17 protein-coding genes and 1 tRNA gene are annotated in these 19,949 nt (G+C 60.0%); 7 read left to right on the forward strand and 11 right to left on the reverse strand.

What is annotated here, in order from left to right:
* Positions 1-3: 3 nt before the first annotated feature.
* The gene (locus J1W56_RS11115) at positions 4-543 is read right to left on the reverse strand and encodes a TetR/AcrR family transcriptional regulator (RefSeq protein WP_223613300.1); all 540 of its coding nucleotides are present in this window, start codon (positions 541-543) and stop codon (positions 4-6) included.
* Positions 544-662: 119 nt separating this feature from the next.
* On the opposite strand from J1W56_RS11115, the gene J1W56_RS11120 reads away from it, so the two are divergent.
* Entirely contained in the window at positions 663-2,144 is a 1,482-nt protein-coding gene (locus J1W56_RS11120) for an MFS transporter (RefSeq protein WP_223613301.1), read from the forward strand.
* Between the two features lie 9 nt (positions 2,145-2,153).
* On the opposite strand, the gene J1W56_RS11125 is transcribed toward J1W56_RS11120, so the two are convergent.
* From J1W56_RS11125 to J1W56_RS11135, 3 genes are all read right to left on the reverse strand, one after another.
* Positions 2,154-2,531: a nuclear transport factor 2 family protein gene (locus tag J1W56_RS11125; RefSeq protein WP_223613302.1), complete on the reverse strand. Its 378-nt coding sequence runs from the start codon at positions 2,529-2,531 to the stop codon at positions 2,154-2,156.
* An 80-nt stretch (positions 2,532-2,611) separates the two neighbouring features.
* Positions 2,612-3,400 carry an SDR family oxidoreductase gene (locus J1W56_RS11130; protein WP_223613303.1) on the reverse strand — a complete coding sequence of 263 codons (789 nt, stop codon included), beginning with the start codon at positions 3,398-3,400 and terminating at the stop codon, positions 2,612-2,614.
* Positions 3,401-3,426: 26 nt separating this feature from the next.
* Positions 3,427-3,891: a RidA family protein gene (locus J1W56_RS11135; RefSeq protein ID WP_223613304.1), complete on the reverse strand. Its 465-nt coding sequence runs from the start codon at positions 3,889-3,891 to the stop codon at positions 3,427-3,429.
* A gap of 90 nt (positions 3,892-3,981) precedes the next feature.
* On the opposite strand from J1W56_RS11135, the gene J1W56_RS11140 reads away from it, so the two are divergent.
* Positions 3,982-4,833, forward strand: a complete 852-nt coding sequence (locus J1W56_RS11140) for a LysR family transcriptional regulator (protein ID WP_223613305.1) — start codon at positions 3,982-3,984, stop codon at positions 4,831-4,833.
* Positions 4,834-4,868: 35 nt separating this feature from the next.
* Here the strand turns inward: J1W56_RS11140 and J1W56_RS11145 are convergent, their stop codons facing one another.
* From J1W56_RS11145 to J1W56_RS11160, 4 genes are all read right to left on the reverse strand, one after another.
* Positions 4,869-5,360 carry a histidine kinase gene (locus J1W56_RS11145; RefSeq protein WP_223613306.1) on the reverse strand — a complete coding sequence of 164 codons (492 nt, stop codon included), beginning with the start codon at positions 5,358-5,360 and terminating at the stop codon, positions 4,869-4,871.
* A gap of 238 nt (positions 5,361-5,598) precedes the next feature.
* Entirely contained in the window at positions 5,599-6,060 is a 462-nt protein-coding gene (locus J1W56_RS11150) for a GNAT family N-acetyltransferase (protein WP_223613307.1), read from the reverse strand.
* Positions 6,061-6,240: 180 nt separating this feature from the next.
* Complete coding sequence (locus J1W56_RS11155) at positions 6,241-6,711, reverse strand: hypothetical protein (RefSeq protein ID WP_223613308.1); 471 nt, start codon at positions 6,709-6,711, stop codon at positions 6,241-6,243.
* A gap of 147 nt (positions 6,712-6,858) precedes the next feature.
* A tRNA-Lys gene (locus J1W56_RS11160) sits at positions 6,859-6,934 on the reverse strand.
* A gap of 291 nt (positions 6,935-7,225) precedes the next feature.
* On the opposite strand from J1W56_RS11160, the gene J1W56_RS11165 reads away from it, so the two are divergent.
* The 3 genes from J1W56_RS11165 to glmS all read left to right on the forward strand — a co-directional run bounded on the left by J1W56_RS11165 (position 7,226) and on the right by glmS (position 11,360).
* Positions 7,226-7,972 carry a cytochrome c biogenesis CcdA family protein gene (locus tag J1W56_RS11165; protein ID WP_105732738.1) on the forward strand — a complete coding sequence of 249 codons (747 nt, stop codon included), beginning with the start codon at positions 7,226-7,228 and terminating at the stop codon, positions 7,970-7,972.
* Positions 7,973-8,065: 93 nt separating this feature from the next.
* A complete protein-coding gene (gene glmU, locus J1W56_RS11170) occupies positions 8,066-9,430 on the forward strand; it encodes a bifunctional UDP-N-acetylglucosamine diphosphorylase/glucosamine-1-phosphate N-acetyltransferase GlmU (RefSeq protein WP_223613309.1) in 1,365 nt (454 codons plus the stop codon).
* Positions 9,431-9,536: 106 nt separating this feature from the next.
* Positions 9,537-11,360 carry a glutamine--fructose-6-phosphate transaminase (isomerizing) gene (gene glmS, locus J1W56_RS11175; RefSeq protein ID WP_223613310.1) on the forward strand — a complete coding sequence of 608 codons (1,824 nt, stop codon included), beginning with the start codon at positions 9,537-9,539 and terminating at the stop codon, positions 11,358-11,360.
* 1 nt (position 11,361) lies between these two features.
* On the opposite strand, the gene recG is transcribed toward glmS, so the two are convergent.
* Positions 11,362-13,470, reverse strand: a complete 2,109-nt coding sequence (gene recG / locus J1W56_RS11180; protein ID WP_223613311.1) for an ATP-dependent DNA helicase RecG — start codon at positions 13,468-13,470, stop codon at positions 11,362-11,364.
* A 130-nt stretch (positions 13,471-13,600) separates the two neighbouring features.
* Between recG and J1W56_RS11185 the strand changes: the two genes are divergently transcribed.
* Positions 13,601-13,888 carry an FAD assembly factor SdhE gene (locus J1W56_RS11185; RefSeq protein WP_105732742.1) on the forward strand — a complete coding sequence of 96 codons (288 nt, stop codon included), beginning with the start codon at positions 13,601-13,603 and terminating at the stop codon, positions 13,886-13,888.
* 6 nt (positions 13,889-13,894) lie between these two features.
* On the forward strand, positions 13,895-17,392 hold the full coding sequence (gene mfd, locus J1W56_RS11190) for a transcription-repair coupling factor (protein ID WP_223613312.1): 3,498 nt from the start codon (positions 13,895-13,897) through the stop codon (positions 17,390-17,392).
* A 26-nt stretch (positions 17,393-17,418) separates the two neighbouring features.
* On the opposite strand, the gene J1W56_RS11195 is transcribed toward mfd, so the two are convergent.
* Together J1W56_RS11195 and J1W56_RS11200 are read right to left on the reverse strand one after the other, a co-directional pair.
* Complete coding sequence (locus J1W56_RS11195) at positions 17,419-18,084, reverse strand: DsbA family oxidoreductase (protein WP_223613313.1); 666 nt, start codon at positions 18,082-18,084, stop codon at positions 17,419-17,421.
* Positions 18,085-18,094: 10 nt separating this feature from the next.
* Positions 18,095-19,873 (reverse strand): extracellular solute-binding protein, encoded by a 1,779-nt coding sequence (locus tag J1W56_RS11200; RefSeq protein ID WP_223613497.1) that lies wholly within the window; start codon positions 19,871-19,873, stop codon positions 18,095-18,097.
* Positions 19,874-19,949: the final 76 nt, after the last annotated feature.

A 19,949-nucleotide genomic window follows, 5' to 3' on the forward strand; every position in this document is an offset into this window, starting at 1 on the left:
CGCCTATTCCCCAGTCAGCACAAAGGACTGGATATCGTCAAAGACGGCATTCCAGTCCCGGTCCCCGATCTCCATGAAGCCGAAGAAGCGCAGCATGAAAACGCCTTCCGTGGCGATAAAGGCGATGCGCGCACGGCGGCCCGCTTCGGTTGACAGGTCGAAATCCGCCATTCTGGTTTTGTACCAGGCGCGGGTGCTGGCAAGGTGCTCCGGCGTCTGGATCAGGGACGACATCAGGCTTGCCGCCTTGGCGTTGGAGCTTTCGTCGCCTTTGCGCGTGGCTTCCAGGTGGGCGCGGATCGGCGAAACCGGGGTTCCCTGGGTGAGTTGCACGACTTCCGCATCGTAGGCTTCGCCCCAGCGTTCCAGCATCGCATCGATAAGGGCGCCCTTGGTGCCAAAGCAATATTGCACGCCGCCCTTGGTGATCCCGGCCGCTTTCGCCACCGCATCGATGGTGAGCGCCGCAGCGCCCACCTTGCTCACCACGGCTTCCGCCGCATCGAGAACCTTGCCCCGATCAATCGTGCGTTTCCGGCCCAAAACAGTCTTCCTCTTCCATTTCAATACGAACGTATTTATATATGCCACGATGCAGCGATACCCAATCAATGCATGACCGCAAATATAACGGGAGCGGCAAATGCTCCAATGGTGAAAAAATGCTACCCCAAAACCGCTGGCTGGTCCTTGCGATCGTCTCCAGCGCGCTGTTCCTCGTCGTCATCGACATGACAGTTCTCTACACGGCTCTGCCGCGTCTGACCCATGATCTTCATGCTTCGGCCTCGGCCAAGCTGTGGATCGTCAACGCCTATCCGCTGGTTGTCGCCGGCCTATTGCCCGGTGCCGGCGCGCTTGGCGACCGGATCGGCAACAAGAAATTGTTTGCCGGCGGTCTCGTCGTGTTCGGCCTTGCCTCGCTGGCAGCCGCATTCTCCCCGACAAGCGGGGTGCTCATCGCTTCGCGCGCCTTGCTGGCCGTGGGTGCAGCCATGATGATGCCGGCCACGCTTTCCATCGTCCGGCAGACCTTTGCCGACGAGCGGGAGCGCGCCTTTGCCATTGGCATCTGGGCGGCGATTGCATCGGGCGGCGCGGCCGTCGGCCCCGTGCTGGGCGGTGTCCTGCTCGAATATTTTTGGTGGGGCTCGGTTTTCCTGATCAACGTCCCTATCGTGATCGTGGCGCTGGTTTTCACGCTGTGGATCATTCCCAACCGCGCGGGCGATACGACGCGCCCCTGGGATCTCGTCGCGTCCGCGCAGATCATGGTCGGGCTTGTCGGCGTGACCTATGCGATCAAGGAATTCGGCAAGCAAACACCGGTTTACGCGGCGGCACTGGTTGCTGCGATGATCGGCATCGTCTTCCTGTGGCTGTTTGTCCGGCGGCAGGGACGCTCGGCGCAACCGATGATCGATTTCAGATTGTTCCGGAACCGGAGATTCTCCTCGGGTGTCGCGACCGCCTTCATCGCCTCTCTCACGCTCGTGGGCATGGAGCTGGTGTTGAGCCAGCGTTTCCAGCTGGTCATGGGCCTGTCGCCGCTCGAAGCAGGGCTTCTGATCCTGCCGGTGCCGCTCGCTGCCTTTGCGGCGGGTCCGCTGGCGGGCCTGGCGCTGCCGCGCCTTGGCTCGGAACCCATCATGTGGGTCAGCCTTACAGCGGCGGGGCTCGGTGTTGCCAGCCTGCTCTATGTCCATGACGCAAGGCCGCTCGTGCAGATCGCAAGCCTTGCCATTCTCGGTTTTGGCTTCGGTGCGGCCATGACGGCGGCGTCGAGCGCCATCATGCTCAACACGCCGGAAGAAAGCGCCGGTACGGTGGCGTCGATTGAAGAAGTGTCCTACGAACTCGGCGGCGCCATGGGTGTCGCCTTGCTCGGCAGTCTCATGTCGACGATCTACAGCATCAGCCTGACGCTGCCTGACAGCATGAATGCGCCGGTGATGGTCTATGACAGCCTCGATGAGGCGTTGATCTATGCGAAGGGGCTCGCACCGGACGTCGCACCCGCCGTGGTCGGCTTTGCCCGGGATGCCTTCGAAAGTGCGTTCACATCGGTCATTGTTGTGGCTTCCGCCACGCTGATCCTCACGGCAACGGCAATCAAGCTGGCAACACGGGCAGGCAGGAGCTGATTTGCAGCGTTATGGCTGGACCACGGCCCATGCCGACGCGGTGTCATAGAAGAAGCGTTCTTCGATGATGCGGTCACCCTGCCAGCGCTGCAGCGCGAGTTCTTCGAGACGCCGGGTCACGCCATCCCTGGATGTCGCGTCGAATATCCACTGAATGACGACGTTGTCGCCGTCGATCAGGACAGCGCGGGCCGGGTGCGTATACATCCGGTCCAGCCGGTCGAGCGCGTTCTGTTCGTGGTTTTCAAGCAACTCGCGGCCGCGGCGCGGTTCCTTGCCGGGCTCCTGCATGGAGGCATTTTCATGATAGAAATCGGTGATTGCTTTCACATGATCACCGCTGACGACAGTTGCAACAAAAGCATCGACGCGGCTGCGTTCCGGCATGGGGCTGTTCCTTCGATTGGATGATTTTTGCGGTGGCCGGCCCATGATACAGGTCCGGCTCCGCATAAACAAAGCTTGATTCAGATGATCGCGTGCGACAAGCCGCCATCCACCGGTATTGCCGCCCCGGTGACGTAGGAAGCCTTTTCGCTGGCGAGAAAGGCAGCCACGGCGCCGAACTCATCCGCCGTTCCGTAGCGGCCGACAGGCACATCCGCCTGGCTCTCTGCGGCAATGACGGCGACGTCAACACCCCGTGCTTCGGCATCCATGCGATCCAGCATGTCGGTGCGTGCCGTGGCGAGGCGTCCCGCGAGCAGCAGATTGACCGTTATCCCATCGGCAGCGACTTCTCCGGCGAGGCTCTTGGCCCAGCCGGCAACGGCAGCGCGCAACGCGTTGGATGCGGTCAGGCCGGCAATCGGCTCCCGGACGCTCGTCGACGACACCACGAGGATGCGGCCCCAATGCCGCTCGCGCATCCCCGGCAGAAAATGCGCGGCGATACGCACGCCGGACAGGAACATGGCTTCGAACTGGGTGCGCCATTGGACAATATTCAGCGAAGCCGCCGGAAACGGCGGCGGCCCGCCGCCATTCAGCAGCAGGATATCGATGCCGCCCATCGCCTCATCAACACGGTCAAGCATGGCGGCCAAAGCCACCGGATCGGCAAGATCGGCGTTGAGGGCGAAGGAGCGGGGCGAATGCACGCGCAGCGCACTGGCCGTGGTGTTCAACGCCGCATCGTCCCGTCCGGCAATGGCAACAACCGCGCCGTTTTCGGCCAGGGCGCTGGCGACGCCGCGGCCAAGCCCCTTATTGCCGCCGAGCACAAGAGCCCGTTTTCCTTCCAGTCCAAGGTTCATGGTAGAGATCTCACTTTTTCAATGGGTTAGCGGACATGGATGATGGCATCCACTTCGACCGGGACATTCAGGGGCAGGCCCGCCATGCCGATCGCCGCGCGGGCATGTCTGCCCCTGTCACCCAGCACTTTGAGCAACAGTTCGGATGCGCCATTGCCGACCGTTGAATAATCGCTGAACCCGGCGGCGGCGTTCACGTAAACCGTGATCCTGGCCACCTGGACAACCCGGCTCAGATCGCCGTCCAATTCCCTGCTCAGCCAGAACAGGATGTTGGCAGCGCACATCGCAGCCGCCTGTTTCGCCTCTTCGAGGCTGATCGTTTCGCCGACTTTGCCTGTGTAGGCAATGTCTTCTCCCGCCTCGGGTATCTGGCCAGAGATATAGACAACATTGTCGACGCGGATAGCCGGTGCGAACGGAAAGTCGGCTGGTGCGATTTCCGGCCAGGTCAGGCCGGTCTGTTCAAAACGGTCACGGAAACTCGTCAAGGCAATCTCCTTATGCTGGGGAGCATTCCTTGCCATGCTTGGTAGAGATAATGTATCTTGATATTGCTTATATCGATATAAGGTTTCTTGATGGACATGAATCTTGATCCGCACCTGTTGCGAGCGCTGCTCGTGGTTGCCGAAACGGGTACCGTCAGCGGTGCGGCGGAGAAACTGGCGCGCACGCAGGCGGCGGTCAGCATGCAGCTCAAGCGGCTGGAGGCGGATCTTGGCACGCAGCTTCTCAAGCGTTCGTCACGCGGTGTGTCGCTGACCGATTCAGGTGAAATTCTCGTCGCTTACGCCCGCAAGCTCATTGCGCTTGGCGAAGATGCACGTCAGCAGATCGAGGGACGCCAGCTGGTCGGGCGGGTGAGGCTCGGGCTGATTGAAGACCTTGTCGTTACACGGTTGCCCATTCTTCTAGCGGAATTTCGCAAGAGATTTCCGCAGGTGGAACTTGATCTCGTCACGGCGCACAGCGGAGAGCTCAGCCAAAGTCTGCAGTCGGGCAAGCTGGATATTGTTGTTGCCGATCCATCGCGCTTTTCGTTTGCGCCGTTTTTTCACTGGTCGCGGCAACTGGTCTGGAGCGGCAGCCGTTTGATCGATGTCGGTGAGGGCGATCCCATCCCCCTCATCGTCTTCGAAGGCTCCTGCACATGGCAGGACAAGACAACAGTGGCGTTCGCCAGCGCCGGGGTCGCATGGTCCGTGGCGTGCCGGGTCTCGAGCTACGGTGCTCTCATCGGCGCCTTGCGTGCCGGGCTTGGCTACAGTCTCATGCTGCCGGAAAGCCTGCCGTCCGACTGCGAAACCATTGACAGCGGCCGCAACCTGCCGGAGGCGCCAAGTGCCGATTTCGGACTGTTTGTCGGCAAGGACCCATCCAACATCGTGCGGGAACTCGGATTGTTCCTGCGGGAAAAGCTTGTGTCCTGACTTCCGCAGTCAGGACACTCCCGTCTTGGGATATGTTATTTCGCGGCTGGCTTGAGCGAACCGATGATTGCCAGGAGTTCGGGGGCGTGTTTTTCCTGTGTGCCCTTGGAACCCCAATAGGTGATGACAAGGAGCTTGTCCGGTGTGGGCGCGGCAAATGACAGTCCGATGTTCACGGCGCCTTCCTTGTCCGTGCCGCTCCAGTCCAGATTGGTCATGTCCATTCCGTTGATCTGGTCCGTTGAGGTCTTCTTGGTGGAGTCATCGATCTTCACGCCGTTTTCCGTCAGAAAATCGATGGCGTCACTGATCACCTTGTCGGATGTTTTGGCATCGGCCACATCGACGGAGAGATAGATCGCCGAATCATCGGATGTGGCGTCGATCCCACCTTCGGTTTCCTTGGGTCCCCAGCTATTCGGTATGGTGATCGACGCAACCGGCGCCTCGCTCGGAAAGGTGAGGGTCGCGGCGGGCGCTGCAGCAGGCGCCAGTGCGATCATCGTCGCCAGCAAAATTTTCTTCATATGAATTCCCCTTGGGTTGTAACGCAGAGCATCACGAATTGCGGACTATTCCCAATTCGCGTTTTTTCTTTCAGGTTTTCTGGGTATATCAGAAGTATATCTGACAACTATTGCACATTTATGAACAATAACAATAGTAATTCCTGGTAATTTTCACCAAGAAGAGAAATTTTTATTTCTGCTCGTGTTAAATATCACCCCTGAGATTGAATATTGATCTTCAGAAGGAGTGACGCGTTCAAAACATCTTTCGATAAACTACAAAGCCGGAATGATCCGCCACTTTGTTGTAGAGTTCCATGGCGGTGTGATTGGTCTCGTGGGTGAGCCAATAAACGCGAGGGGACCCTGCAAGCTGCGCCCGTTCGTAAACGCCGTTGATCAGGGCTCTGCCGACGCCCTTTCCCCGTGCCGCCTCGTTGGTGAACAGGTCTTGCAGATAGCAGTTTGGTGCAATCGAAATGGTGCTGCGGTGGAAGATGTAGTGTGTCAGCCCCAGGAGCTGCCCGCCGCTCTCCGCAACAAGGGCATTGACCGGCTCATAGGCATCGAAGAATCGTTCCCAGGTTGTGCGGGTGATGTCCGCCGCCAGCGCTGTCGGGCCCGACCGTCCGTAAAACGCATTGTAACCATCCCAAAGCGGCAGCCACTGGTCATAATCCTGACGGGTGACGGGGCGAACGAGAAGATCGTTGGTCATGTGTTCATCCTGCATTCTCGGGGAAAGCGTGGGGGCGGGCGGCCGGAAAGAAGCTAAAACACGAAACGGCCCGGGGACAATGGGCATTTCAGATATTTTTGGTGTTGCCGGCGCGCGGGGCAGGCGCGCGTGCCGGCGATGGTTTTATTGATCTTGCGCCACAACAGCCGGCTCTCGCCCTCATATATTCTGACGCCGCTTGATCGTCATCAGGCGTTCGTAGAGTTTCAGACGTTTTGGCCGCCTCCTGCGGATCGACAGGAGGGAGCCGGACAGGAGAGCCGGCTGCAGGCAGACGGAATTGAGATGGATGAGCTTTTCACCACGAATCGTCCAGGTGTGGAGAAAGGGCACCGTCGCATCGCCTTCATGCATCTTGAGATGAACGAGTGCGTGTACTTCGTCATCCTGGCAATTCAGGGTTTCATAGACGACGGATGTCGGTTCGAGATAGAGCGAATACTGGCGCACGCACGTGCTCAGATAGTGTTCCGGGCCGGTGTAAACGCCGCCCCATGGCACGCTGTCGCCGATGCGGGCCACGAAATCACTGTCAAGCAAGGGGGCCATTGATTGCGGCCCGTCGCTGCGTGTTTTTTCGTAGACGAGCCGGATCAGGGCTCTGTTCTTGTCCTTGATGTTTCCGTTCATTTTTTGTTTTGGTCCCCACGGCGCCGCTTATTGACGGTTCCGGCCCAATCTTACTGCGGTCTGATCGACGGGTATAGGCCCACGCCTGTCCCTGTCGGGCGCTTGTGCGGCCGATTGGCGATTGGCAGACGTGAATGGTTGAGCTGATGGTGAGCGCGCGGGGGTTCGAACCCCGGACCTACTGATTAAAAGTCAGTTGCTCTACCGGCTGAGCTACGCGCTCCCAGGCAGGAAAGGCGCTTGCGCTACCCCTTGGGAATTGCGGCGGAACATAGGGATGACATCGGCATTGGTCAACAGCTATTGTGCACAGTTTTTGCAAGATTAAGCCCTGTTTTTGCCCTGTCCACGGTTTTTCCGGGCATTGGAGGCATTTTACGCGGGATTGGCGCTGCCGCTGGCGACAATCACAGCGCATCCGTGTGCCGAACTGGCGAAAAGGTGATTGGAATTTGTGGGGGATTCGGCCTATGGCAGCTTCCATCAGAATTGAAATGCCAAACGAGGAGCGCATATGGCGCTTGATGTATCCTATCTGACCGCTGCCGGTGCCGGTGCGCTGTCGTTCTTGTCTCCCTGTGTGTTGCCGCTGGTGCCGCCTTATCTCTGCTACATGGCCGGCGTGACCGTGGAGGATTTCCGTTCCGATCAGCCCGCTGCCCGCGTTTCACCGGTGCGGCAGGCGCTGTTGCTTTCATCCTTCTGCTTCGTTCTCGGGTTTTCGACTGTTTTCGTGCTGCTGGGGGCGGGCGCCTCGACGATCGGCGGGCTGCTGCGCATGTGGCAGCAGGAGATCGCGATTGCCGCCGGTGTCGTCATCATCCTGATGGGGCTGAATTTCCTCGGCGTGTTCCGCCTTGCCTTCCTGTCGCGTGAAGCGCGGTTCCAGACCAAGGGCAAGCCGGCAAACCCGCTGGCTGCCTATGTCATGGGACTGGCCTTCGCCTTCGGCTGGACGCCCTGCATCGGGCCGGTTCTCGGGCCGATCCTTGCCCTTGCGGGCGGCCGCGATACGGTTTCCGACGGGGCACTGCTGCTTGCCATCTATTCGCTGGGTCTCGGCATTCCCTTTATCATCGCCGCCCTGTTTTCCGGTTACTTCATGCGGTTCCTCACGCGCTTCCGCATGCATCTCGGCAAGGTGGAAAAGGTGATGGGCGGGCTGCTGGTCATCACCGGCGTGTTGTTCCTGACCGGCGGATTGCAGACATTCTCTTTCTGGCTGCTTGAAACATTTCCCATCCTCGGCCAACTCGGCTAAAGAAGCGGAAACTGTTCATGCATTGGCAACCGGGATTATGCCACGATCGGGCGTAAAACTGTGTCGAGCCAAAACGGATCCGGAATTCTGACAATGACATCACGTACCTGCCTCTCGGTCATTCTTGCCGCCGGTGAGGGCACGCGCATGAAATCAGCGCTGCCGAAAGTGCTTCATCCGATTGCCGGGCTGCCCATCGTAGCGCATGTGGCAAAGGCGGTTCACAGCGCCGGGGGCAGCGATATCGCCCTGGTTGTCGGCCGTGGTGCCGATGCGGTGCGTGACGCGGTGCAATCGGTGGTTTCCCATGTCACGGTGCACGAACAGACTGAGCGGCTCGGCACCGCCCACGCGGTTCTCGCTGCCCGCGATGCAATCGCGCGGGGCTATGACGATATCCTTGTGGTGTTCGGCGATACGCCGCTCGTTGAAACTGCGGCCTTGGATCGGGCACGCGCCAAATTGGCTGGGGGCGCCGATGTGGTCGTCATGGGCTTCCGGCCGGACAACCCGGCGGGTTATGGCCGGCTGGTCGAGAAGGGTGGCAAGCTGATCGCCATCCGCGAAGACAAGGATGCCAGCGAAGACGAGAAAAAAATCGGTTTCTGCAATGGCGGCCTGATGGCCTTGCGCGGTGACAGTGCCCTGCAGCTCCTGGACAAGGTCACCAATGCCAACGCCAAGGGCGAATATTATCTGACTGATGTGGTTGAAATCGGCAATGCACTGGGAAAATCCGTCGTTGCCATCGATATTGCCGTCGACAATGTCATCGGCATCAACACCCGCGTCGAGCTGGCGGAAGCCGAAGCCATCTGGCAGAACCGCAAGCGGCGGGCAATGATGCTCGCTGGCGTGAGCATGCAGGCGCCGGAGACCGTGTTTTTTGCGCATGACACGTTGATTGAAGCGGATGCGGTGCTGGAACCGCATATTGTATTCGGTCTGGGGGTGTCGGTTGCGACAGGCGCCGTCATTCACGCCTTTTCCCATCTGGAACGGGCGAAGGTGGGGCCGGGCGCCAATGTCGGCCCGTTCGCCCGGCTGCGCCCGGGCGCCGATCTTGCTGCCAATGCCAAGGTCGGAAATTTCGTCGAGGTCAAGAACACCAGGATCGGCGTCGGTGCAAAGGTCAGCCATTTGACCTATCTCGGCGATGCCACGGTCGGTGCCGATGCCAATATTGGTGCCGGAACGATCACCTGCAATTATGACGGCTACAACAAGGCTTTGACGGAGATCGGGGTCGGTGCTTTTATCGGCTCCAACACGTCGCTGGTCGCGCCGGTGTCGGTGGGCGACAATGCCTATGTCGCATCGGGCAGCGTGATTACCCAGAACGTCCCGGCGGATGCGCTGGCGTTTGGCCGGGCGCATCAGGTCAACAAGGAAGGCCGGGCGGTTCAACTGCGCGCAGGCTATGCCGCGCAGAAAAAGGCCAAGAAGGCCGCGGAATAACGCATTGGCAGTTCATGCCAGACATTGAAACGGAATTTGACTTCCTGCCTGTACGGATTCGCTTTAGGCAGGTTGAAATCGAGACCCTGAGCCATCGGAGCTTTTTATGTGCGGTATTGTCGGAATTATCGGACGCGAACAGGTTGCGCCTTTGCTGGTGGACGCGTTGAAACGCTTGGAATATCGCGGTTATGATTCCGCCGGTGTTGCAACGCTGGACGAGGGTGTCCTCGACCGGCGGCGCGCCGAAGGCAAGCTCGTCAATCTCGATACGCTGCTGAAAGACCAGCCGCTTTCCGGCACCATCGGCATCGGCCACACCCGCTGGGCCACGCATGGCGCCCCGACGGTGCGCAATGCGCACCCGCATACCACGCCGCGTCTTGCGGTCATTCACAACGGCATCATCGAGAATTTTGCCGAACTGCGCAGCATGCTGGAAAAAGACGGCTACGTCTTCGAGACCGAAACCGATACGGAAACCGTGGCGCACCTGGTGACACGTGCGCTGGATCGCGGTCTTGCGCCCGTTGAAGCCGTTCGCCAGACCTTGCCGCAACTGCGCGGTGCCTTTGCCATTGCCATCATGTTCAAGGGCGAAGACGACCTGCTGATCGCGGCGCGCAACGGTCCGCCGCTTGCGGTCGGTTACGGCGATGGCGAGATGTATCTGGGCTCGGACGCCATTGCGCTTGCCCCGTTCACCGACCGCCTGTCCTATCTGGAAGATGGCGATTGGGCCGTGCTGACGCGCAAGGGTGTGGTGATCTATGACGAGGCCGGTGCAACCGTGCAGCGTCGCATCGAAAAATCAGCAGGTACGGCGTTCCTCGTCAGCAAAGGCAATCACCGGCATTTCATGGAAAAGGAAATCCATGAACAGCCCGAAGTGATTTCTCATACGCTGGCCAATTATCTCGATTTTTCCAAGGGCATTATCCGCAGCGATGCGGCGCCCGTCGATTTTGCCAGGGTCGACCGGATTGCAGCCTCCGCCTGCGGAACGGCCTACTATGCCGGACTGATCGGCAAATACTGGTTCGAGCAGATCGCGCGGCTTCCCGTCGATATCGATGTGGCTTCGGAATTCCGCTATCGTGAAATGCCCTTGTCCAAGGACAGTCTTGCGCTGTTTGTCTCCCAGTCCGGCGAAACCGCCGATACGCTGGCGTCGCTGCGCTACTGCAAGCAGCAGGGATTGACCATCAGTTCTGTGGTCAATGTGCGGGAATCGACCATGGCGCGCGAGTCGGACACTATCTTCCCGACCTTGGCCGGTCCGGAAGTCGGCGTTGCCTCCACCAAGGCGTTCACCTGCCAGTTGTCGGTGCTCGCGTCGCTTGCGGTTATTGCCGGCAAGATGCGCGGGACCATTTCGGAAGAAGACGAGCGCCGTCTGGTGCATGAACTTTCAGAAATTCCGCGCTATGCGACACAGGCCCTGAAGCTCGAGCAGCAGATGGAGGCGATCAGCCGCGATCTCTCGCAGGTGAAGCATGCGCTTTATCTCGGCCGTGGCACGAGTTTCCCGCTGGCGCTGGAAGGCGCGCTGAAGCTGAAGGAAATTTCCTACATTCATGCGGAGGGGTATGCGGCGGGCGAGTTGAAACATGGTCCGATCGCGCTGATCGATGAATCCATGCCGGTCATCGTCATTGCCCCCTATGATCACTGGTTTGAAAAGACCGTATCGAACATGCAGGAAGTGGCGGCGCGCGGCGGCAAGATCATTCTGATCACCGATGAGCGCGGCGCGGCGGCAAGCACGCTGAAAACCATGCACACGGTCATTCTGCCGGATATGCCCGAAATCATCACGCCGATCATTTACGCGCTGCCGATCCAGATGCTGGCCTACTACACGGCGGTGTTCATGGGAACGGACGTGGATCAGCCGCGCAATCTGGCAAAATCGGTCACGGTCGAATGATTCATCCGGCGCGAAGCAGCCGGACGGCTTCATCGCGCTCGAAGAGATAGAGCAGGACGCGCAAGGCTTCGCCTCGCGCGCTCTGCAGCTCCGGATCGCGCCCGAGAATATAGCGCGCATCCTTTCTGGCGATTTCGAGAAGCTCCTGATGTGCCTCGATGCTGGCGAGGCGAAAGCCCGGCGTGCCGGATTGGCGGGTGCCCAGCAATTCGCCTTCACCGCGCAGCTTCAGGTCTTCCTCGGCAATGCGGAAGCCGTCTTCCGTCTCGCGCATGATTTCCAGGCGCGCCCGGGCCACTTCGCCGAGCGGGCCCTTGTAGAGCAGCAGGCAGGTCGATGGCTTGTCGCCGCGCCCGACACGCCCGCGCAGCTGATGCAGCTGGGCAAGACCGAACCGCTCGGCATGTTCGATCACGATGATCGTTGCATCGGGCACATCCACACCGACTTCAATGACCGTGGTTGCAATCAGCAGGCGTGTCTCGCCATTCTTGAAGGCCAGCATGGCGGCGTCTTTTTCCGGCCCGGTCATGCGGCCATGGACAAGGCCGATCTGATTGCCCAGCAAGGGCTGCAGCGACTGGAAACGCTCTTCGGCCGAAACCAGGTCGACCAGCTCCGATTCCTCGACCAGCGGGCAAATCCAGTAGATTTTCTGGCCGTCGGCGATGGCGCGGCGCATGCGGTCGACCAGTTCGCTCAAGCGTTCCATCGGCAGGATGGCGGTGGTGATCGGCCGGCGCCCGGCGGGTTTCTCCGTCAGTTTTGAGACATCCATATCGCCGAAAGCGGTCAGAACCAGCGTGCGCGGAATGGGCGTCGCTGTCATGACCAGCATGTCCGGTGCGGATCCCTTGGACTGAAGCAGCAGCCGTTGATGCACACCGAACCGATGTTGTTCATCAATGATTACAAAGACAAGGTCGTGGTAGTTCACCTTTTCCTGAAAGAGCGCATGCGTCCCGATGACGATGTGGATAGCGCCAGAACGCAGGCCGTCAAGAATGTCTTCGCGCTCGCGGCCTTTTTCCCGGCCAGTCAGCAAGGCTGTCCGCAGGCCCGCCTTGGCCGCAAGCGGCGCAATGGTGGCATAGTGCTGCCGGGCCAGAACTTCCGTGGGCACCATCAGCGCGGATTGTCCGCCGGATTCGGCGGCATGCGCCATGGCCAGCAGGCCGACGATGGTTTTGCCGGATCCCACGTCACCCTGCAGCAGTCTGAGCATCCGTTCCGGCTGGCGCAGGTCAGCGATGATTTCCTTGATCGCCTGCTGCTGGCTGCCCGTCAGATCATAGGGCAAGGCCGCGACGACCCTGGCTTTCAGGCTGCCGTCGCCCTCCAGCTTGCGGCCGGACAGCCGGCGGGTTTTCAGGCGCACGAGCGCGAGAGCCAGCTGACCGGCGAGAAACTCGTCATAGGCAAGCCGCTGGCGCGCGGGATGATCCAGTGCGATATCGGAAGGGTCCTGCGGGCGATGGATCGTTTCAAGCGCCTGCCGATGCGCAGGAAAATCATGTTTTGCCAGCACGGGCGCTTCGATCCACTCGGGCATTTCCGGTGTGCGTGCCAGCGCTTCGTGTATGCCGCGTGCCAGGACCTTGGGCGACAGGCCGGCCGTCAGAGGATAAACCGGTTCGACCAGCGGCAGCGACGCTGCATCGGCAATGCTGGCGATATGGTCAGGGTGAACCATGGTCGGACGGCCGTTGAACCATTCCATGCGGCCGGAGACGATGACGGTTTCACCCACGGGCAGAGCGTTTTCGAGCCATGCCTTTTTGGCGTGAAAGAAGACAAGCCCTATTTCTCCCGTGTCATCATGGGCAAAGACCCGGTGCGGCACGTTGCTTCGCCCGCTTGGTGCCGGCTGATGGCGGTCGACACGCAGTTCCAGCGTGACGATGGCGCCTTCCGGTGCATGGGCGATACCGGGACGATTGCGCCGGTCGATGACACTATTGGGCGGCAGGTAGACCAGATTGCCGACGCGCGGTTCGGTTCCGGGTGGCTGCGTTCCCAGCAGCGTGGCAAGCAGGCCCGTCACCTTCGGCCCGATGCCGGGCAGCGAGCGAACGGAAGCAAAAAGGGGATCGAGCAGTGAAGGACGCATTCCCTAGGTTTAACGTCTTCAAAGCGTGTTGCAAGGCTGACAGCGGCGTCAATGCGCGCTATACCCAGCCGCAATCCTTTGGCTTCCCGCCCATCGAAGCCTTTTCACGATATTTCAAGGGAGACTGTCCATGACCGGAAGCAGTCGTTCAACAGTTGATCTGCCGCCAAGACAGCGCAAAATCCTCTTCCGTTCCTGGCATCGCGGCATGCGCGAGATGGATCTGATTCTCGGGCAGTTTGCCGATGCGCACATCGAAAGCCTGACGGAGGCGGAACTCGATCAGTATGAAGCGCTGATGGAAGCGCTCGACCGCGACCTGCTGAAATGGGTCACCGGGGAAGCTGAAGTGCCCGAAGAATTCAATACGCCGATCTTTCACAGGATTCTGGCTTCCCGCAACGCTATGAAATTCTGATTCGACATGAATGCCTTTTCCAAACTCGGACTGAAACCGGATATCAACGGACACGTCGTCATTGATGGTGTGGTCGACGGATATGAAGCATTTGCGCTTGCCAAGGTGGTCGCCGAGGCGGGAGCGGGCGGTCCTGTGCTGTTCATCGCCAGCGATGGTCAGCGCGTCGCCGACATCGAACAGGTGCTGGGCTTCGTTCAGCCCGATCTGCCGGTGCTGCAGCTGCCCGCCTGGGACTGTCTGCCCTATGACCGCGTGTCGCCCGGTTCGGACACGGCGGCGCGGCGCCTGGCGGCGCTGGCCGGCCTTGCGGCGCTGCGCGACCAGAAACACCCCGGCGTCATCCTTGCGACCGCCAATGCGGTGCTGCAAAAGCTGCCGCCGCGCAAAGTCCTGGCCGAACAGCTCTTTCTCGCGAAGCCCGGCAACAGAATTGACATGAACGCGCTTGTTCAGCGCCTTGAAAACAATGGATTTGAGCGCGTTTCAACTGTGCGGGATGTGGGCGAGTATGCCGTGCGCGGCGGCATTCTCGACCTGTTCGTACCCGGCGCTGAAGAGCCGCTGCGGCTGGATTTCTTCGGGGACACGCTGGAATCCATCCGCACATTCGATGCCGCATCGCAGCGCACATCCAGCCAGAAAACCGAATTCTCCATGCAGCCGATGAGCGAAATCACGCTCTCGCCGGAGACAATCAGCCGGTTCCGCTCGCACTATGTGCAGAAATTCGGGGCGCCGTCGCGTGACGATGCGCTGTATCAGGCGATATCGGAAGGCCGCCGCTTTGCCGGCATGGAGCACTGGCTGCCGCTGTTCTACGAGCGCATGGAAACCGTCTTCGACCATGCGGGCCGCATGCCTGTCATCTTCGATCATCTGGCGCATGAAGCCATGGCTGAGCGCCACAAGATGGTGGTCGATCACTATGAGGCGCGCAAGAAGCAGTCGGATGGCACGGAACCGGGCGAGGCAGTGCCCTACAAGCCCGTCGAGCCGGGCTCGCTCTACCTGACACCGGCGGAGGTGGAAGCCGCGGCGGTGGCCTCGGGCATGCGCGTTGACTTCTCGCCGTTCGATGCGCCGTTCGCGACCGGCCGCTCCGTCATTCACGCCGGCGCCCATCGCGGGCGCACCTTTGTCGAGGAACGCACGGCCAAGGACGCCAATGTGTTTGACAGTGTGGTCAAGCATATTGCCGATGAGCGGGCAGCCGGCAAAAAAGTGCTGCTGGCCGCATGGAGTGAAGGTTCGCGTGACCGGCTCATTCAGGTTCTGAACGAGCACGGGCTGGAAAAGATCGAACTGGTCGAAGACCTGCGCACGGTCAAGGCACTGGCGCGCGACAAGATCACGGCTGGTGTCCTGTCGCTGGAAACCGGTTTTGACGCGGGCGATCTCGTTGTCGTCGCCGAACAGGATATTCTGGGCGACCGGCTCATTCGCCGTTCCAAGCGCCGCAAGCGCGATCAGGATTTCATCAGCGAAGTGGCGGCGCTCAATGCGGGCGATATTGTCGTGCACGTCGATCATGGCATCGGCCGGTTTGTCGGCTTGCGGACGATCACGGCCGCCGGTGCGCCGCATGATTGCCTGGAAATCCACTATGCGGGCGATGACCGCCTGTTCCTGCCCGTTGAAAATATCGAGCTCCTGTCCCGGTTTGGCTCGGAAAGCTCGACAGCTGTCCTCGACAAGCTGGGCGGCGGGGCCTGGCAGGCGCGCAAGGCCAAGCTGAAGAAACGCCTGCTGGAGATTGCCGGCCACCTCATCCGCATTGCCGCCGAACGGCAGATGCGTGGCGCCCCCGTGCTTACGCCGCCCGATGGTCTCTACGGCGAGTTTGCGGCGCGTTTCCCCTATGAGGAGACGGAAGATCAGGACCGGGCCATTGAGGCCGTCATTGACGATCTCTCGCTTGGCAAGCCGATGGACCGGCTGATCTGCGGCGATGTCGGCTTCGGCAAGACGGAAGTGGCCCTGCGTGCCGCCTTCGTCGCGGCGCTCAACGGGGTTCAGGTGGCCGTGGTCGTACCAACCACGCTGTTGTCGCGCCAGCACTACAAGACCTTTTCAACACGGTTTCAGGGATTGCCGGTCAATGTGGCGCAGGCATCCCGGCTGGTGGGCGCCAAGGAACTGGCCGAGAACAAGAAGGGTATTGCCGAAGGACAGGTCGATATTGTCGTCGGCACCCATGCCTTGCTCGGGCAGGGCATCAAGTTCAAGAATCTCGGTCTTCTGATCATCGATGAAGAGCAGCATTTCGGCGTCAAGCACAAGGAACGGTTGAAGGATCTCAAATCGGACGTCCACGTGCTGACCCTGTCGGCAACGCCGATCCCGCGCACATTGCAGCTGGCGCTGACTGGCGTTCGCGAATTGTCGCTCATCACCACGCCACCGGTCGACCGCATGGCCGTGCGCACGTTCGTCTCGCCATTCGATCCGCTGGTTATCCGCGAAACATTGCTGCGCGAGCGCTATCGCGGCGGTCAGAGCTTTTATGTCTGCCCGCGCATTTCGGACCTTGGCGAGATCAAGGACTTTCTGGATTCACAGGTGCCGGAACTGAAAGTCGCCATCGCCCACGGGCAGATGCCGCCCGGCGAACTCGATGACATCATGAATGCCTTCTATGACGGGCAGTATGATGTGCTGTTGTCGACAACCATCGTTGAATCCGGTCTTGATATTCCGACGGCCAACACGCTGATCATCCACCGCGCCGACATGTTCGGCCTTGCCCAGCTCTACCAGTTGCGCGGCCGTGTCGGCCGGTCGAAGCAGCGCGCTTTTGCCCTGTTCACGCTGCCGGCCAACAAGATGCTGACGCAGATGGCCGACCGCCGGCTGAAAGTGCTGCAATCGCTCGATACGCTCGGCGCCGGTTTCCAGCTGGCGAGCCACGACATGGATATTCGCGGTGCGGGCAATCTGCTCGGCGAAGAACAGTCCGGCCATATCAAGGAAGTCGGCTTCGAGCTCTATCAGCAGATGCTGGAAGAGGCGGTCGCGGAGATCAAGGGGACGGGCGAGGTCGAGGACGGTCACTGGTCGCCGCAGATTGCGGTCGGTACGGCGGTGATGATTCCGGAAACCTATGTGCCGGACCTGCAATTGCGGCTGGGGCTGTATCGCCGTCTCGCCGACCTGGAGGAACTGCAGGATATCGACGGCTTTGGCGCCGAGCTGATCGACCGGTTCGGACCTTTGCCTGATGAAGTGCAGCATCTGCTCAAGATCGTCTACATCAAGGCGCTGTGCCGCCGTGCCAATGTCGACAAGCTCGATGCCGGGCCGAAGGGCATCGTCATCCAGTTCCGCAACAAGACGTTCAGCAATCCGGCGGCATTGGTGAAGATGATCGGCGAGCAGGGCTCGATGGCGAAAATCCGCCCGGACCAGAGCATCGTGTTCGTGCGCGATTGGCCAACCGCGGAAAAGCGCCTGAATGGCGCGGCCGTCGTGATGACCCAGCTGGCGAAACTGGCCGCCGCATAGCGGCCAGCCTCCACCGGCGCTTCATATCAGGTCGGGCGGGGTTCGAAACCGTCGGCTGTCTGGCGGATGGCATCGGCCAGCGCATCGGCGGACTGTGCGCCCATGACCGCGTATTTCTGATCCAGGATGAAGCAGGGCACACCGCGCACGCCGATCTGGTTGGCGGTGTCGATTTCCTGGCGCACGCCGACGCTGTCCGCATCGGTCGGCAGCAGGCTCGCGACGATGGCGCTGTCCATGCCACCTTCTTCAGCCGCTTCGATCAGCACCTGATGGTCGCCGATGTTCTTTCCCTGTTCAAAATAATAGGAAAAGAGAATGCCGACGATCTTGTCCTGGATATCGAGACCGGCCTGCGAGGCCCAGCGGATCAGGCGATGCGCATCCAGTGTATTGGGGGCAATCTCGATGGCCTCGAAGTCGAACTCGATGCCTTCTTCCTTGCCGAGCTCGATCAATTGCTGATGCACTTCAAAAATACGGTCCGAGCTGCCGAATTTCTCCGTCATGTAGCGGTTGCGGTCCTTGCCCTGTTTCGGCAGCGTCGGGTCCAGCTGAAACGGACGCCAGTTGACCGTCACGTCCAGATCGGGATTGAGCGCGAGGGCGCTCTCCAGCCGCTTGCGGCCGACAAAGCACCAGGGGCAGACAACATCCGACACAACGTCGATGGTAAATTTCTTTTCGGTCATGATGTTCAACCTATCGTTTGTCAGACCACCACGTCTGAAGCTGGTAGCCGTTGAGAGATGTCTTGTCCGGGTGTTGCAGATGCGCCCAATAGGCAATCCATTGCTCGGGCTGGTAGTAAATTGGCACCATATAATGGCCGGAGATCAGCACTCTGTCGAGGGCGCGCACGATGCTGACAAACTCCGACTGGCCGTGGACGGCAAGCATCTTGTCAATCAACGCGTCGACAACAGGGTCGGCAACGCCGGCATAGTTGAAGCTGCCCTCGATGTCCTTCGATTGGCTGCCCCAGCGGGCATATTGTTCATATCCCGGGGATAGCGACCCGGAATAGGCGCCAAGAATCACATCATAATCAAAGGTTTGCAGGCGTTTCTGATACTGCGCGTCATCGACCGTGCGGATCGTGACCGCGATACCCAGGCGCTCCAGCGTACGTTTGTAGGCGATACCCAGACGCTCCTCGGCCACGGAGCGGGTCAAAATTTCGAAACTCAGCGCATTGCCGTTCGGATCGAGCATCTGCTCGTCCTTGATCGCGTAACCGCGGCTGACGAGCAGATCGTAGGCGCGCTTCATTTCCTTGCGGTCGCGGCCCGAGCCGTCCGTCGTGGCCGGCGTGTAGGTGCCATCCATGACTTCGGGAAGAACTGCGTCGGGGTACGGGGCAAGAATGGCGCGTTCGGCTGCATCGGCGGGCTTTCCGAGCGCCGACAATTCCGAGCCCTGCCAATAGCTGGCCAGGCGCTGATAGCGTCCGGCATAGAGGTTGCGGTTGGTCCACTCGAAATCGAACATCAGGGCGAGCGCCTCGCGGACATATCTGTCCTTGAACTCGTCGCGGCGGGTGTTGAAGACAAATCCATAGACATTGGCGGGTGCGTGGGTCTCAAACGTCTTTTTGACGACACGTCCGTCATTGAAGGCGGGAAAGCCGTAGGAGGAGGCCCATTTGTTCGGGTCACCTTCCATGAACACGTCAAAAACCCCCTTCTTGAACGCTTCGAACTGCGCCTGCAGATTGCGGAAATATTCGACAGTGATCACGTCGTAATTGTTGAAGCCGCGCCGGCTCGGCAAATCCGCCGCCCAGTAATTGGGATCGCGCTTGAAGACGATACGCTGCCCCGGCTGCACCTGCGACACCACATAGGGCCCGCTGCCAACCGGGATGGCAAGCGGCGACCGGTCGAAATTGTCAGCATCGATGGCATGCTTCGGCAAAACCGGCATCAGCGCGAGAATGAGGGGGAATTCCCGGTTGGCCTGATCATTGAACGTGATGCGGACGCCGTGCTCCCCGACCTGTTCGATCTTCGAGATCAGTTTCGTCCGCGTGTTGAAGGGCGGGCGCCCTTTCTCCGTCAGGAGATTGAAGGTGAAGATCACGTCGTCCGGCGTGACGGGCTGGCCATCGGACCATTTTGCCTTCGGATTCAGCGTGAATTCAACGAATGTGCGTTCCTCGTTGGTCTCCACCTTTTCCGCCAGCAAGCCATACATGGTGAACGGCTCGTCGGCGCTGCGCTGCATCAGCGTTTCGTAGACCAGATTTCCAAATTCGGCATCGCCGAACATGCCGCGCGCATAGGTGCGCATGCTTTTGATCAGAAAGGGATTGAGACTGTCGAATGTGCCGACGACACCATAGGTTATCGAGCCGCCCTTGGGCGCATCGGGATTCACATAGGGGAAATAGGCGTAATCAGCGGGCAGGGCAGGCTCGCCGCGCATGGCGATTCCATGTTTTGGCTCGGCAAGAACCGCGCTTGTCATCGAACAAGTCATGGTCAGCAGGGCCAGAATCTGGAAACTTTTCTTCAGCATCGTCTCAACCTTATGGTCCCTTTGGCGGGATTTTCCT

Origin of the sequence: Phyllobacterium calauticae (assembly GCF_019991125.1) — a bacterium.
Classification (GTDB): domain Bacteria; phylum Pseudomonadota; class Alphaproteobacteria; order Rhizobiales; family Rhizobiaceae; genus Phyllobacterium; species Phyllobacterium calauticae.